Annotated in this window: 15 protein-coding genes, 1 other RNA gene and 1 pseudogene; 8 read left to right on the top strand and 9 right to left on the bottom strand. The window is 46.9% G+C overall.

The features are described 5' to 3' along the window. Positions 1-5: 5 nt before the first annotated feature. From ACQCN2_RS08950 to ACQCN2_RS08930, 5 genes are all read left to right on the top strand, one after another. The gene (locus ACQCN2_RS08950) at positions 6-1,727 is read left to right on the top strand and encodes an Rqc2 family fibronectin-binding protein (protein ID WP_426928545.1); all 1,722 of its coding nucleotides are present in this window, start codon (positions 6-8) and stop codon (positions 1,725-1,727) included. A 111-nt stretch (positions 1,728-1,838) separates the two neighbouring features. Beyond that, positions 1,839-2,183: a DUF2512 family protein gene (locus ACQCN2_RS08945; protein WP_426928544.1), complete on the top strand. Its 345-nt coding sequence runs from the start codon at positions 1,839-1,841 to the stop codon at positions 2,181-2,183. Positions 2,184-2,237: 54 nt separating this feature from the next. Next, positions 2,238-2,678: a hypothetical protein gene (locus tag ACQCN2_RS08940; RefSeq protein WP_426928543.1), complete on the top strand. Its 441-nt coding sequence runs from the start codon at positions 2,238-2,240 to the stop codon at positions 2,676-2,678. Between the two features lie 115 nt (positions 2,679-2,793). Further along, the gene (locus ACQCN2_RS08935; RefSeq protein ID WP_426928542.1) at positions 2,794-4,029 is read left to right on the top strand and encodes a stalk domain-containing protein; all 1,236 of its coding nucleotides are present in this window, start codon (positions 2,794-2,796) and stop codon (positions 4,027-4,029) included. 98 nt (positions 4,030-4,127) lie between these two features. After that, positions 4,128-4,631, top strand: coding sequence for a GNAT family N-acetyltransferase (locus ACQCN2_RS08930; protein WP_426928541.1), 504 nt, complete (start codon positions 4,128-4,130; stop codon positions 4,629-4,631). A gap of 72 nt (positions 4,632-4,703) precedes the next feature. Here the strand turns inward: ACQCN2_RS08930 and ssrS are convergent. The 6 genes from ssrS to ACQCN2_RS08900 form a co-directional block, all read right to left on the bottom strand. Then, positions 4,704-4,892: non-coding RNA, 6S RNA (gene ssrS, locus ACQCN2_RS08925), on the bottom strand. Between the two features lie 100 nt (positions 4,893-4,992). Next, a complete protein-coding gene (locus ACQCN2_RS08920) occupies positions 4,993-6,555 on the bottom strand; it encodes a long-chain-fatty-acid--CoA ligase (RefSeq protein WP_426928540.1) in 1,563 nt (520 codons plus the stop codon). Between the two features lie 76 nt (positions 6,556-6,631). Beyond that, complete coding sequence (locus tag ACQCN2_RS08915) at positions 6,632-7,402, bottom strand: enoyl-CoA hydratase/isomerase family protein (protein ID WP_426928539.1); 771 nt, start codon at positions 7,400-7,402, stop codon at positions 6,632-6,634. A gap of 6 nt (positions 7,403-7,408) precedes the next feature. Next, a complete protein-coding gene (locus tag ACQCN2_RS08910) occupies positions 7,409-8,512 on the bottom strand; it encodes a CaiB/BaiF CoA transferase family protein (RefSeq protein WP_426928538.1) in 1,104 nt (367 codons plus the stop codon). 548 nt (positions 8,513-9,060) lie between these two features. Continuing rightward, positions 9,061-9,966 carry a DMT family transporter gene (locus tag ACQCN2_RS08905; protein ID WP_426928537.1) on the bottom strand — a complete coding sequence of 302 codons (906 nt, stop codon included), beginning with the start codon at positions 9,964-9,966 and terminating at the stop codon, positions 9,061-9,063. A 15-nt stretch (positions 9,967-9,981) separates the two neighbouring features. Beyond that, positions 9,982-10,926 carry a GntR family transcriptional regulator gene (locus tag ACQCN2_RS08900; RefSeq protein ID WP_426928536.1) on the bottom strand — a complete coding sequence of 315 codons (945 nt, stop codon included), beginning with the start codon at positions 10,924-10,926 and terminating at the stop codon, positions 9,982-9,984. A 175-nt stretch (positions 10,927-11,101) separates the two neighbouring features. Here ACQCN2_RS08900 and ACQCN2_RS08895 point away from each other — a divergent pair, with 175 nt between their 5' ends. Beyond that, on the top strand, positions 11,102-11,272 hold the full coding sequence (locus tag ACQCN2_RS08895; protein WP_426928535.1) for a YjzC family protein: 171 nt from the start codon (positions 11,102-11,104) through the stop codon (positions 11,270-11,272). Positions 11,273-11,315: 43 nt separating this feature from the next. Here the strand turns inward: ACQCN2_RS08895 and ACQCN2_RS08890 are convergent, their stop codons facing one another. Then, positions 11,316-11,546 carry a hypothetical protein gene (locus ACQCN2_RS08890; protein WP_426928534.1) on the bottom strand — a complete coding sequence of 77 codons (231 nt, stop codon included), beginning with the start codon at positions 11,544-11,546 and terminating at the stop codon, positions 11,316-11,318. Between the two features lie 85 nt (positions 11,547-11,631). On the opposite strand from ACQCN2_RS08890, the gene ACQCN2_RS08885 reads away from it, so the two are divergent. Then, positions 11,632-12,153 carry a DUF309 domain-containing protein gene (locus ACQCN2_RS08885; RefSeq protein WP_426928533.1) on the top strand — a complete coding sequence of 174 codons (522 nt, stop codon included), beginning with the start codon at positions 11,632-11,634 and terminating at the stop codon, positions 12,151-12,153. Here the strand turns inward: ACQCN2_RS08885 and ACQCN2_RS08880 are convergent. Then, positions 12,135-12,585: pseudogene (locus tag ACQCN2_RS08880) on the bottom strand (RNA 2'-phosphotransferase). The gene ACQCN2_RS08885 and the pseudogene ACQCN2_RS08880 overlap by 19 nt on opposite strands. Before the next feature lie 96 nt (positions 12,586-12,681). Next, positions 12,682-13,380 carry a CPBP family intramembrane glutamic endopeptidase gene (locus ACQCN2_RS08875; protein ID WP_426928532.1) on the bottom strand — a complete coding sequence of 233 codons (699 nt, stop codon included), beginning with the start codon at positions 13,378-13,380 and terminating at the stop codon, positions 12,682-12,684. Between the two features lie 128 nt (positions 13,381-13,508). Between ACQCN2_RS08875 and ACQCN2_RS08870 the strand changes: the two genes are divergently transcribed. Beyond that, positions 13,509-14,723: an MFS transporter gene (locus ACQCN2_RS08870; protein ID WP_426928531.1), complete on the top strand. Its 1,215-nt coding sequence runs from the start codon at positions 13,509-13,511 to the stop codon at positions 14,721-14,723. The last annotated feature ends 3 nt before the right edge of the window (positions 14,724-14,726 follow it).

The raw sequence follows: 14,726 nt of genomic DNA, 5'->3' as shown, positions 1-14,726 counted from the left end.
TTATCGTGGCTTTTGACGGTGTCGTAACCCGCGCAGTTGCCAAGGAACTAGATCAACTGGTCGGCGGTCGTATTTCTCGCATTCATCAACCTTTTAAAACCGATCTCGTCTTCAATATTCGAGCCAAAGGCGGCAATCAGAAGCTGCTTCTTTCGGCCAATCCTACATATCCGCGCGTTCATTTAACCACGGAGGAGTTTACGAATCCCTCCGTCGCGCCTATGTTTTGCATGCTGCTTCGCAAATATTGCGAAGGTGGTGTGATTGAATCCATTTCACAACTGGAGATGGAGCGTATCCTTCACATCGACGTCAAATCCCGCGACGAGTTGGGGGACCTCTCCAAAAAGCGCATTATCGTCGAGATCATGGGACGACATAGTAACATCATCCTGGTCGATCCCGAAACCAATACCATTCTCGATAGCGTCATGCATGTTACTCACGGGATCAGTCAATATCGACAGGTTTTGCCTGGTCGAAGCTATATCGAACCACCTAGCCAAGGAAAACAAAATCCTTTGACCATAACCGATACGGCCTTCACCAGTCTTTTGAATTGGAACGCTGGCAAACTGGACAAACAATTGGTGGATTTATTTAGCGGTATCAGTCCTCTTCTCGCCAAAGAAATCATTCACCGGGCAGGTCTGGGCACTCGCGACAAGGTCTGGGCTGCATTTCACGAGTTGGTGCAGGAAGTGATTCACCAGCGTTATCAACCAACTATCGTACAAACAAAGGACAAAACGGTCTTCTCCATCACCCCCCTCACCCACGTAGCGGACGGGGAAGTGATCAATTTTGATTCCATTAGCGAGTGTCTGCAAACATTCTATGAAGTAAAGGCACAACGGGACCAGATCAAGCAAAAAGTGTACGACCTAATCCGTCTGGTGACCAATGAAAAGCAGAAAAACGAGAAAAAAATTGAGAAGCTTAAGCTGACACTTCAGGATGCTCAGGATGCCGATCAGTTCCGTCTGTATGGCGAGCTGATTACAGCCAATATGCATCAATTGAAACGTGGAGATCACGAGCTTGTCACCGTGAACTGGTACGACGAGAATGCGGCCTCCGTCAGCATTCCGCTCGATCCGCTGAAGACTCCTTCCGAGAATCTACAAAGCTATTACAAACGCTACAACAAGGCCAAGAACAGCATGCAGATTGTCGAGGAGCAAATCACCCTCGCTCAAGAAGAAATTCTGTACCTGGACACCATCCTAGTTCAATTGGAGTACGCCACGGTTACCGAAGCGGCCGAAATTCGCGAAGAACTGGTGGAGCAAGGCTATCTGCGAAATCGTCAAAAGCGTACCGCGAAAAAGAAAAAAGACCTCCAGCCTGAAATTGAAGTCTATACCTCCAGTGATGGCATCCCCATCTATGTAGGAAAAAACAACAAACAAAACGATTATTTGACCAATAAACTGGCGAATGGGGCGGATACTTGGCTGCATGCTAAAGACATCCCAGGATCACATGTGGTCATCCGATCACGGGAAATTCCCGATCAAACCTTACTGGAAGCGGCCAATCTCGCGGCCTACTTCAGCAAGTCTCGCCAAGGAAGCCTTGTCCCGATCGATTACACCCTCGTGAAATATGTGAAAAAGCCTAGTGGCGCCAAGCCTGGATTCGTGATTTACGACAATCAGAGGACTTTGTACGTGACACCTGAGGAAGCTCAGATTCGAACACTCCGTTCTCAAGGAAAAGCCTGAACCTGATTTGGAAGCCATTTGAGCAAGGTACCTGGTCAGGATGTGCATAGGATTACCCCCGAGGTTCATACTAGAACAAAGAGACTCCCTTAGAATGGAGCTGTTCGAAGTATGAGCCTCGTCTGGAAATTACTATTGAACGGTATCATTGCTGTACCAGGCTTGCTCTGGTCCCATACATCACTTCTATTTGCATTGGTAACGAGCGTAGCACTCGCTCTAATCACCTATGTGGTGGGAGATTTGGTCATTTTGCCGCGAACTACCAATACCTTTGCCAGCTTGGCCGATTTCATCTTTAGTTTTAGTTTTTTATGGGCGGCCAGCGTTGTTTTCATGCAGCTTTTCTCGTTATCGGGTCTCTTCTTAACGTCGTTTGCCTTATCCGTAGTCGAGTACTTCTACCATGATTATTTACAGCGCAATGGGGTTCATCATTCCAAGCACCCAGGCTGATCCTTCCACCTCTTGTCGGGAAGTACAATCTCAGATGACAAAGGAGTAAGCGAGATGAATGTGATTGGAATCGTCCAAACAGATCTAAACGAATTCAATATTTTGTTTGAGCCAGAGAACAAGGACAATCAAAATCAAGATCAGGGTCAAGGGCAAGATTCAAATCAAGACGATAGTGGGTTCTCCTTATTCGGTTTCGGACAAGACGACTATGGCTCCGATCAAAATGGACAACAAAACAATCAAGGGAATCAAGGAAATCAGGGAAATCAAGGAAATCAGGGAAATCAAGGAAATCAGGGACCTCAAGAAATGACCGTTCGAATTAAAGGAATTCCCGAGGGACAGAAAGCCACGTTCCTGCAAATGTATCAAATCATTCAAGATGCCAAGGAAACTAAAAGGTTAAAAGATCTACTGACTATCGTTAGCACCGAAGATGGTCAAAACGGTCAAAACGGTGGTGGAGGCCAACAATTTGGAAGCTCAAATTAATATATTTTCGTCTTTCGAAGCTACTGCAGATGATGTGGTAGCTTTTTTGCCTATTGTATTGTAGGCTTGATCAGTATGCGCCCTACTTTCAACATGATGGAGTTGATTCTCACTGATGAAATTAAAACAAACCCTTGCGATTTTTCTTGCATGTACAGTAATTCCCACATCGGCGTTGGCCGCTACGGTTCCAGCACAACCCCAGATTCACGTGCTTTATAATCAAAAAGAAATCGTCTTCCCTGATCAAAAACCAGTCATTCGCAATAGTCGCACGCTTGTCCCAATTAGCCCAATTGCAAAATCGCTCGGTTTTCAGGTTGATTGGAATAATGCAAAGCGTACCGTCACCATTAAAAAATCATCCGACACCATACAACTGGTGATTGAACAAAAAGCGGCGACGCACAATGGACAAGTCCTTAATCTTGACGCTCAACCCCAAATTATAAACGGACGAACCATGGTTCCGGTACGTTTCATCGCGGACGCGTTACGTTATCAAGTAAATTGGAACGCGGCGGCTCACCAAGTCTTAATCGCTGATCTCAAAGCTTACGGTCAATTAGGCAACGTCACGCTTACAGCCGATGAAGCGGACAAGCAGTATAAAGCCTTTATTTTTCTGCTCGGTGGTAATCCACTGCAACAAGAACCGTTTATCGAACAAGTTTTCCGTCGTAAAGCGGGAGACGCCGCCTTGTACGCGAAATATTTGATGGCTACATACGGCAGTCAAATCAAATTCTCTACTGACGAAGTGACGAAAACGACTTCCGAGACGTTGGATGCTGTGATGACCAATAATAATCTCACCGAAGCACAGATGAGACAAGAAATGGCAACAATTGGTATCACGGATCAGGATATTCGTCAATTGATCATCTACGATCAGTTTACATCCGCTTATGTGAAAACAAAACTAACCGAGCAAGATCGCCAAACCTATTATAAAAATCACCCTGAGCTATCGACTGTAGCCAGTGTGCGTCACATCCTAGTAGATACGGAGGACCAAGCCAAATCTGTGATTAGCCGCTTGAACAATGGGGAGAAGTTCGTAGACCTGGCCAAAGAACTCTCCACTGATCCAGGAAGTAATAATAATGGCGGACTGTATGAAAATGTACCGGTGAACAATTGGGTAAAAGAATTCCGTGACGCTACCCTGACGCAACCAATCGGACAGGTAGGACAGCCGGTAAAAACCCAATTCGGCTACCATGTGATCCTCGTGGAATCCCGTTCCATCCTTCCGTATGATCAAGTAAAGGATCAAGTGGAGATGGCTCTGATTAACGAAAAAACCAATCAATTCCGTACAGAAACGTTAGCGCAATTCAATAAATAATGCCCATTCATTTTCGATAAAATGGACGAAAGACTAGCCTTACGTAGCGCTAGTCTTTTTTTCAAGCAATAGATTAAACAGAAGGGAGAGTTTCGCTTATGTCGTTTCATATCCAACCGATTACCCAATTAGAGCCTGATCTATGCGAGAGTTTGAGTCAACTATTGATCGACGTCGTGGAGGATGGAGCCTCGATTGGTTTCCTGCCTCCACTCCGTTACGAGGAAGCCTTAGCCTACTGGAATGATGTTCTTTCGCCTAGCGTACTCCTGTGGGTAGCCTACCTGCAGGAAGAACCTGTTGGGACGATCCAGCTTCACCTCTGTGAGCGTTCGAACGGATCGCATCGAGCCGAGATCGCCAAGTTGATGGTCCATCCAACAGCCAGACGCCGGGGAATTGCCCAAGCCTTAATGTCCACCGCAGAAGAAAATGCCCGTATCGAAGGCCGAAGCACCTTGGTTCTGGATACGCGTGCAGGCGATCCTTCCAATACGCTGTACCTCTCTTTCGGTTATGTCGAGGCGGGAAGAATTCCTCAATATGCGCGCTCCGCTGACGGGAATCTCCATGACACCGTTTTTTATTACAAGCTGCTCTAGTAAACAGCAGACCGAATTGTTTATTGATAAACAAAAAAACGCTTCCTCTACTGGGAAGCGTTCATTCGTATGTATGGCCCCGCTCTGCCGTCCGACCTCATGTTTCTTTAACCTGTACTAACAGGTGGGTGACCCGTTCACGCTTCTGCCTTCCCAATCGTCCAAGGTGGAGGTGGGCTTGACATAGGCTATAAAGTTCCGTCTCCCTAGAAACACTTAAGGTTAAAAACATAATAAGCCGTACGCACATCGCAGGATTTCTTGTTTCGACATACTCATAGTAGCATACTCTATCAAGTTGCACAACGTGAATTGTTGCCACTTTATGAACGACTTGCAAACTCCTAGTCTTAGTTTATGATTAATTTACTTTTCGTTGATAACCTTGCCAGTATTGATCCCGCAAATGACGTTTGAGGATTTTGCCCGCGCCACTCTTCGGCAATTCAGCAACAAATTCTACCGACTTAGGTACCTTGTATTTGGCGAGGTAATGCCGGCAATGTTCGATTAGCTCTTCCTCTGCCACCTGCTGGTCTTTCTTCAACACCACGACAGCGTGCACAGCCTCTCCCCATTTCGGATCTGGGATACCGATGACTGCTGCTTCCAATACAACGGGATGCGTGTAAACGACATTCTCCACTTCAACCGAATATACATTTTCAGCACCTGTGACAATCATGTCTTTTTTGCGATCCACGACGTAGAAGAAGTTTTCCTCATCGACAACCGCCATATCACCTGTATACAGCCAACCATTCTGGAACGCCGCTGCCGTTTCCTCTGGGCGATTCCAGTAGCCTTTCATCACGTTGGGACCCCTTGCGATGATCTCGCCTACCTCCCCAATCCGCACATCTTCTCCCCTGGCATTGACACATCGAACCTCTATTCCCGGGAGAGGTTGACCGCAAGAAGCAAGGCGTGCCACAATACGCTCTTCTCCCTCTATGACGTGGTCCTCTGGGCGAAGAATTGTTAAGACAGGGGAAGCTTCACTTAAGCCATACGCTTGGAAGAAGTTCGTCGGTAAAAGCTCCTTCGCCTTTTTCAAGACTTCCGTTGGACACGGGGAAGCTCCGTAAAGCACTTTACGCCAGCTAGACAAGTCATATTCCTGAATGGAGGGGTGATTGATTAGCCGATTGATCATGGTGGGAACAAGAAGTGTACACGTTACCCGCTGCTCTTCAATGGTTTGCATTACTTCCAACGGATCAAACGACCGAATGTGCGCATGAGTGCCTCCCACAACCGTAATCGCAAATGTGGAAGCACTATCTGCAGCGTGAAACATGGGTGCAGCATGCAGATAGATGTCTTGTGGCCCATAGTTAAGCGAAAGTCCTACGTTGTAGGCATTGCTTACTAAATTGCGATGAGTGAGCATTACACCCTTGGGCGTTCCCGTTGTGCCCCCTGTGTAAAGAATTGCAGCCACATCGTTTTCTTCGGCCGAAGATACAAGCGGGGCGGGATGTGCCTCCTGAATAAAATCCTCGTAGCCAATCGTCCCGTCCGCCTTTAAGTCATCCTCACATAAGATATAGTGTTCGACGGAAGTCGCCTCGCTACGAATCAATGGGAAAAGCGGAAGAAATTCATGGTGCAAAAACAGAAGCTTCGCACCGCTATCTTGCAGAATGACCTTGATTTCATCCGGAGCCAGTCGAACATTCAGTGGTACAGCAATGGCCCCTATCATGGTGATACCATAGAGGAGTTCGAGATACCGAAATTCATTCAGGAGCAGTATTGCTACACGATCCCCTTTTTGGACACCGGCATGCTCCAATGCACCCGCCAATTTGCAAACTCTTTCGGCAAACTGACGGTATGTAAAAGATTTGCCTTTATCCAATACCGCGATTTTGTTCGGACTACCTTTGGCATGTGTAATCAATCCTTGGGTAATGACCATCAACAAACTCCTCCTTAACAAATAGCTCCATTTATATCATAAGGAAAGCGATCTTTCCGTATGAACGATCGGTGCTCTATTTGCGGGAAAGCCGGGATGAGACCAGCTTGTGAAAATCGGGATGAAGGATCAGGCCGGGTTGACTCTCTTTTTCCCAGGCAAGCGCTTCATCCAAGGAAAACTCAAGGCTGTTCACGAGTCCTTCTTTAGTTTTCGCCACCGCTTGATGTGGAAGTCTATTTAGCGTGCTTACTAGCTTGGTTACTTCCTCTTCAAGCTGTTCCTTCTCTACTGATTTATAGATCAAGCCAATTCGCTCTGCTTCGGCTCCATTGATTTTCTCTCCCAGCATACCCAGTCGCTTGGCCTGAGCCATTCCGACAAGTCGCGGCAGAAGATAAGTACCGCCAAAATCCGTCGTCAACCCAATATGGACAAAAGGCTCCTGAATCACCGCATCATGGGTCGCGATCACAAAATCTGCGTGAAGAGCCAGATTTAAGCCAGCACCCACCGCTACCCCTTCAACCACCGCAATAACCGGCTTTTTCATCTGATGCAGTTCAGCAATTAAGCTGTTGATGATATCGAGGGAATGATTGGCTTGCTCATGTGTACTCATACTGCCCAGCACGCTTAAATCGGCTCCGGAACAGAAGTTGCCTCCAGCTCCACGAAGCAGCACGATCCCGACTTGCTCGTTGGTTGCTGCTTGATGAATCGCTTCTTGAAGACGTTCGAACATATCGACAGTCATGGCATTCAACACGTTGGGACGATTCAATATAATAGTAAAAAGGTTTCCCTCAAGCGAAGTGAGCAACTCCAGTGAATGGATTGGATTCATTGATGGCTATCTCTCCTTTGGTATAATCTGCAGGTTTTCATAATGAGCTAATTGCCGGTCTGTACATCCGAGCTTCTTGCGGAGGATCCGATGGGTATCGGCTCCATATGGAAGAGGAGACTTGGACATAGTGGAGGATACGAAGGGTCTGGTCGTGATAAATAGACCCTCGCTCCAGGAGTCCAGCTCTTCGACAACCGTTAAACAGCAATCCACTTCCATCCCTAATTCATTCCACTCCGCTTGTGTCCGGGTGAGAAATAGCGCTTTTAATTCTTCATAAATCTCAGGATGGCGGCTCATGCTACGATCGGGAATCGTTTCGAGGTCCATCCGTCCAATTGCCCGACAAAAATTTTGCCAGAATTTATCTTCCAAAGCGGCAAGCGCCACATAACGACTGTCCGCCGTCTCATAAATGTTGTAGGATATTAAATCAGACAGACAATAATCCGCAGATGTTCTTTTGCCCCATTCAGCTAAAATCGAATGCATGTCCATCCAGCTCGCTAACAAATCGCATGAGGCAATGTCCAGATAGGCTCCTTGCCGTTTGACTGATCGTTGAACGAGTGCAGCACAGATTTGTTCGGCAGCATATAATCCCCCGACGTAATCTGCTATCGGAATCTCCGAAATGACAGGTTTGCCGTCAGAATCGCGCGTTAGACTTAAAAATCCGCTAACCGCTTGGTAATTGAGATCATGTCCACCCAGCTGATGCATCACTCCACTTTGTCCATAGCCGGTAAGAGAACAGTAAATCAGATCGGGCTTGACCGCGATCAGGCTATCGTAATCTAATCCAAGATGCTCCATGACTCCGGGACGAAAACTCTCCACAACAACATCCGCCCTGACAGCCAAATCAAACGCAAGCTCACGACCTTCAGCGGTTCGCAAATCGATCGCGACACTATGTTTGTTGCGATTCGTCAAGAGATCGGATACTCTTCCATCCACTGTAAATGGTCCACTTTGGCGTCCAAGATGACCTGTGGGGTACGCTTCTACTTTGATGATCTCCGCTCCCATGTCCGCCAACCGCAGCGTACAGATCGGACCAGGCAGGTATCTGGAAAAGTCAACAACCGTTACGCCTGATAACACCCAGGCTTCCCTCCCTTCATTCGTTAGCAATATATGCTTATTTCGCCCCCTTTTTTCATTAATCCTCTATCAATTCTGAAAATTAATGCAATTAGGTCATTCAAATGGGAAAAGCGCTGAATTCTCAGCGCTCCCTTAAGAAATATTAGATAATTATCGTTCCATCTCGAAGCCCATGCCCATACCCATTCCCCACATACCGTGGTGTCCATGATGTCCGTAGCTGGAAGAACCGCCTCCACAGGAAGATTCATGATGGTGTCCCATGTGGTGGTGTCCTCCTCCATGCATACTGAAGTCATGGCATTTGGTTTTGTAGTAAGGAACCATGTGGCACACTTTTTTGTAGCACTTCTTTTTACAACACTTTGTACAATGGCATTTGGTTTTGCAGTGATGGTGATGATGATGTTTATGGCATCCGCAACTCACTCGCTACACCTCCTTAGAATTTACATTACAAGGTATGTAACGAGTGGCTAGTGTGACTGGTACAGGTGTCTAACACACACAAAATCAGCTTTTGTCCTTGTTAGCCATACGCCCATCTATGTTTGTTCATGCACATTCATAAGCGGTACGGCTTTCTTGCGTTCGGCCCAGAGTACTCCACCAAGGATCAATATCCCTCCCACGACCGTTCGCCATGAGACCGATTCACCTAGCAGTAGGATAGCGGTCAGTACACTAATCAGCGGCAAGGTATTGAGATAAACTCCGGCTCTGGCGGCTGACACCGATTCCAACGCTTTGTTCCACAGCCAATAAGCAGCGATCGTAGGACCTGCCGCCAGGAACGCTACGCTCACCAGCAGCTTTTGTGTTATGTCAGGCAGTCCGTACATCCCAATTTCAAAAGCGGTAAACGGAATCAGCATGCACGCACCCAACATAAACGTCAACGCCGTAAACAGTTCACTGGGCAATTCCGCTTCTTCCCCGGGCCGCTTCATCTGGACAACATAGATCGCCCAAACGAAGCAGCTGGCGAGGATTAACAAATCTCCCCATAGAGAACTGCCATTGCCTTCGCTCGGATGCACGGAGATGACAATTACACCCGCTAGACCCAGGATGAGTCCGATCCATTGTGGAATCCTGATTTGCTCTTTTAGATAGATCGCGGCCAACACAATCGTGAAGAGCGGCAGAGAAGCATTAAGTATTCCTGAATTCACTCCGCTAGTCATCGATAAGCCATAATAATTCAACAAAAAATAACCGGATACACCCGTAAACGACAGCATGCTAATTCGTTTCCAAGCAATGTTGGGTCTCCCGTTCGTTTTGACGGCCTTGAACCATGCGTACGGCATAAAAAATAGACTCGCTATGCTCAAGCGAAGAAAAGTAAGCGTAAAAGGATGCACATCTTCCATTGCCCATTTGGAAGGAGCGACCGTTGTCCCCCACAGAGCAACCGCAAGGACTAACATGCCAATTGACTTGTTCACACAGAATGCTCCTTTCTATTGGGCGACAACGATTTTGCGCAGCTCATTAATTCCATGATGATCGGGAATTTCACGGAATTCTTTTACTTTGGGCAATGTCAGCAAATGCGGGCGTGTCATATAGCCCGGCTTAGAGATATAGACCACATCACAATCGGCGATCAATTCAAAGACATCTGAATGATTGGCTTCAATCGTCCGAATGTTGACATGCTTGATTCCCGCATTATGCAAATCGCTAATCATTCCTTCCGCTCCCCTGGTTGTGGCGCAGATTAAACCGACTTTGGTCTGTCTTGGGTAGGCGTCTATTTCGGGAATAACCACGGTCGGATCTGGAATGAAATCCAGTCCCACAACAGGCGGAGCTTCCCTTGGCATCGCTTGTAGCACAGTTTGAGTAACAGAAGGATGGACGACAATCGCTTTATACTGATGCAGGAAGCTCGTATCCTCCTTCAGGCGCTCCCAAAAACTCTCCAATGTCCAGCCCTCTACCATTACACTTGGCAAATGATATTGAACAAGTCGACAGTACTCGGCCAATTCCAGTTCAGTAAATCGTAAAAATAACACCGGCAAGTGGCTGATTTCCTTCATGACTAAAGAAAGCACGCGATTAAAATCCTCAATGGTGTAGCCCATCGCTTTGACTTTATGCAGGATTTCTTTGGCGAGAAGCGTCAGATGCGCGGGATTTCTCGTTAGCAAGGGGTCGTTGACGACGTTGCTGACAATCGTTCCTCTTCCTTGTCTGGAATCCACGAGCCCTTCTTGCTGTAAACGAAGGTAAACGCTTCGGACCGTATTGTAGTTGACATGCAGGGTGGATGCCAAATCACGAACGGTTGGCAGCTGGGAATGCGTAGCTAGTTCACCACTTCTGATCAAGGATGCAATTTGCTGATACAGCTGTTCATGATAGGAGACGGATGATTCTTTCTGTAATGTTATCCGCAACGCTGGATCCCCCTCTAATTTTGATTTCAATCGTATATCAATAGTGAAAATTTAGTCAATTGCGAATTTCACGCTAGCTGTGCGCTACTTTCATCCTTACCGTTACGGTGATTGGGATGAGCCCATCTACCTTGGACATACTAGCTGTATACCATGAAGAGAGGTGAAAATCACGATGGGAGAACAGAGCCGCTTTAAAAAAGGGGACAAATCCCCAAAGAATGGGGTTTATATGGAGATTGGCGAATCCGGATCAAGCGTTCAGGACCCGTTGATTATTGAACTTGAAAGAGGCGAGAAGTTTCCTGCCACACGCAATAAAAACCGAGTCTGGACACAAAAATAAAGGACCAAGCTAAACTGCTTGGCCCTTTTACTTCCGCGTCTTCTTATTCGTCGTCTTCTGAATCTTCCTCATCATCGACTACATAAATAATCGTTACGCCCAGGCTTTGCAATAGAGCCAACACTTCCCGATTCAGATCTTCCTCATAGATCAGCCCGAGACTTTCCACCAGTTCTAATTCTTCCAGATCGCCATTTTCGGCATCCTCGATCAACTCTATAATATCATCTAAGCCTTTTTGCTCTAATGCAGCGAGAATTTCCTGTTTGGTCATCTTCTTCACTTTCCTTCCATGACAGTATGCTTGTCTTTCTTTTATAATAAATGAATCATAACAAAACAGGAGTCGGTTGTAAGCTATGTACTCTCAACGTTACGTCGATTATTTGATTCACTTCCACGGTGACCGTGATTATTTTGAGTGCCATGAGATACTGGAGGAGCATTGGAAGAGTGAACCGACACCAGATCAAGTCTGGGTAGGTCTGATACAGCTTGCGGTGGGGTTGTACCACCAGCGGCGCGAGAACTTCTCCGGTGCGAAAAAGATGTTCAATAGCTCTCTGTCTATTCTACAACAAGTACCCGATAGAGTACATGCTTTGGCTCTGGACGAGACTCAATTATCTCAGGTTCTTAGGGACTTGATTGAGGCTGCCCACCAGCACAAACCCTACCAGAGCGTGAACCTTCCTCTAATCGATCAAGAGCTGATCCAATCGTGTGAAGCCGAGTGCGCTCGAATGGGACTGGAATTTGGGAAGCCAAGCGACTGCAGTAATCTAGAATTGCTCCACAGACATACGCGGCGTGATCGCAGCGAGGTCATTAATGAACGGGAGCAGCAGCTTCTTCGCAAACGTCAGAGCCGCTTAAGATAATCAACTCGAACCCCTTCTGTATAATAGAACAATCCTCCTGAGCGGTAAAACTTGATGCCTGCGTCTCTGCATGCTTGTGTTTGGATGGAAAAATAAGCTTTATCACTGGCGGGATTGCCGAGCACTTCGAAATCAGCTGCTAATTGTACCCAATTACTCGCGATGGGAACGAGGCCAAGTGTCAGGGTGACAGCGACTTGTTTGATAGGCGTCACGTAATAGACAAGATCTGGCGGTATGACGGGAGTGCGATTCACTTCCCTGCTTGGTGAAAAGCCAAAGGTTGCTCTCATAAGACTGCCGCCATCCCACTCGATTTTGCTTGCGAGGGTCGTTCATCACAACTTGGGCGATATCCTCGCTTCTGATCTGAGGGAAATCCTTGAGCGTACGTAAATAGTGAAGCAAGCGATCCACCGGGGTATATCCCATCGTATCAAAGAAAAGCGGAACTTGCTCCGCTTTCTGCCTGAGGATGGACAAAAGGCGAGTTCTTAACCGGTTCTCTTGATAAGCTTCCAGCATTTTTCATCCCCCATCCATAATCCAATGAATCAGCGAGATCATGATTCCCACATCAACCATCATATGACTGAGCCACGAGGACAGAAGGGACGCGTACCTGCCGACCAATAGTGACCAAAACATCCCCAAAACCCAAGCAAGTAACGCGACAATGAACCCCCACTTCCAGCCAAACAATACGACACCCACCAAAACATGATACGAGGCATAAAAAAAACTGCTAATCGCCCTCGCCCCTGTCAGGGATACGATTCGTTGCAAACGCTCCAAGAGAAATCCTCGCCACATCAGCTCTTCCATAAAGGAATTGCCGATAATCATATACATCACAAATATCCAGAACCAATTACGGGTGAGTCCCCACTGTATCAACACCAAGCGAATCCAGTTAGGATCAACTCCCGCTTGAAGTATGAGGTAGAATCCCGCAATGACTCCGAACATGAGCACCGCTCCACTGCCAATCCCAGCCACCAAAGAATCCTTCAACAGTTCAGGACGACTTACCCCCAGATCCCTCAGATTCGTCTTCAGTCGACCTTCCCATATCCCGTGAAAAATCGGGATTCCAAAGCACACTAACAAATGAAACAGCACAAATGTTACAATCAAAGAACGGAAAACAAACAGCCCGCAATAAACCGCTAAAAAGGCGAGAAGACCGTATCCGAAGTAGATCAGGAGGGTGCCTTGTCTTGACATGATCCCGCTCACCCTCTCTCCTTGAATGAAAATCCCCATTATCATTTCCCATTCTTGCCAAATCGAAACTGGTGGGTATACTAGAGAAAACAATAAAAGATTTTTTATTGAAAAGGGGGTTATTCCCAATGCTACGAAATAAAACTTTTATCCTTCTGATGACTGGCGAAATTATCTCAGGAACTGGTGCCTGGATTGGATTGATCGCGAATTTGAAGTTTATGCAGGGCTTGCTCTCGTCTGATTTTCTGAAGAGTTTGATCCTGATGAGCGGATTGTTTGTCAGTGTCCTCATAGCGCCCAAAGCGGGGGTACTCATTGACCGAATGGATAAGCGGCGCGTTATTTTTGCGGCTAGTGTCGTGAGGTGCTTAGGTCCGATCTGTATGTATCCAGCACTCGCTTACGATTCCATCGGTTGGATGGTTGCCTCGATGGTTGTCATACAAGTGGCAGCCGGATTCTATTTTCCCGCCTTGCAAGCATCCATTCCGTCCGTTGTCCCTTCTGAGGAGCTATTAAAAGCTAATGGTATTTATCTGAATATTTCAACCCTTGCGAGAATTGGTGGGACTGCCGTCGCCGGATTTATGGTGGCTTCTATGTCCTTGTCCACACTGTTTACCTTTACGCTTATCTCGTATGTTATTCTCGCTGCTCTTTCACTGGCTTTACGCATTCCCTCCACTGAAAAACCGCAAGCGGTACAGAAACAAAAAATTCGCTTCACCGAGGTTTTCAGCATGATCCGCTCCGAACCGAGTGTTCTCGTGGGCATGGTAAACATGGGGGTTATTACGCTTTTTCTGGGTGGATTTAATCTGTTGGTGATGAAGTTTAGCGAGATTCAGCATTCGCCTGAGCTGATGGGTTACATTTATCCGGTTGAAGGAGGCAGTATCCTGCTAGCCGGAATCCTCGCTAAGCGTTGGATTGGGGATCGTAATCTGGTGGTCTCTTCTACCCTCTTGGTGCTGGTTTTTGCCCTCTCATTTTACGGGATGTCCTATGTAGAGAGCATGGGGATGGTACTTGCCGGATTTGGCTTGTTTGGTTTTACGGTTGGCTTCTTTTTTCCGATGATCACGACGATCTTTCAGAAGAGACTTCCTGCGGACACACAAGGAAGATTCTTTTCCTTTAAAGGTATGCTGGATCGCGTTTTGTTTCAAATCACCCTTCTGACAACAGGTGCTTGTCTTGATCTGTTCGGGGCCTCCTGGTATTTAAAAGTGCTAGCTGTTTTCACCCTCGTATCGGGGTTTGTTTCCTTGTATTATGTCAAGCGTCATACGATCGTGGTTCGCCAATATCAGGAGGTGGTTTCCAACAAAAGCGCCTAGTGT

It is taken from the genome of Brevibacillus ginsengisoli (genome assembly GCF_050113715.1).
Classification (GTDB): Bacteria; Bacillota; Bacilli; order Brevibacillales; family Brevibacillaceae; genus Brevibacillus_H; species Brevibacillus_H ginsengisoli.
The sequence above is the reverse complement of the archived record's forward strand: the minus strand, read 5'-3'. Positions and strand labels throughout refer to the sequence as shown.

Bases quoted from the DNA above. Each gene is read 5' to 3' on its own strand.
- ACQCN2_RS08945 (WP_426928544.1), top strand. From the start codon at position 1,839: ATGAGCCTCGTCTGGAAATTACTATTGAACGGTATCATTGCTGTACCA.
- ACQCN2_RS08940 (WP_426928543.1), top strand. From the start codon at position 2,238: ATGAATGTGATTGGAATCGTCCAAACAGATCTAAACGAATTCAATATT.
- ACQCN2_RS08935 (WP_426928542.1), top strand. From the start codon at position 2,794: ATGAAATTAAAACAAACCCTTGCGATTTTTCTTGCATGTACAGTAATT.
- ACQCN2_RS08930 (WP_426928541.1), top strand. From the start codon at position 4,128: ATGTCGTTTCATATCCAACCGATTACCCAATTAGAGCCTGATCTATGC.
- ACQCN2_RS08920 (WP_426928540.1), bottom strand. From the start codon at position 6,555: ATGGTCATTACCCAAGGATTGATTACACATGCCAAAGGTAGTCCGAAC.
- ACQCN2_RS08915 (WP_426928539.1), bottom strand. From the start codon at position 7,402: ATGAATCCAATCCATTCACTGGAGTTGCTCACTTCGCTTGAGGGAAAC.
- ACQCN2_RS08895 (WP_426928535.1), top strand. From the start codon at position 11,102: ATGGGAGAACAGAGCCGCTTTAAAAAAGGGGACAAATCCCCAAAGAAT.
- ACQCN2_RS08890 (WP_426928534.1), bottom strand. From the start codon at position 11,546: ATGACCAAACAGGAAATTCTCGCTGCATTAGAGCAAAAAGGCTTAGAT.
- ACQCN2_RS08885 (WP_426928533.1), top strand. From the start codon at position 11,632: ATGTACTCTCAACGTTACGTCGATTATTTGATTCACTTCCACGGTGAC.
- ACQCN2_RS08875 (WP_426928532.1), bottom strand. From the start codon at position 13,380: ATGTCAAGACAAGGCACCCTCCTGATCTACTTCGGATACGGTCTTCTC.
- ACQCN2_RS08870 (WP_426928531.1), top strand. From the start codon at position 13,509: ATGCTACGAAATAAAACTTTTATCCTTCTGATGACTGGCGAAATTATC.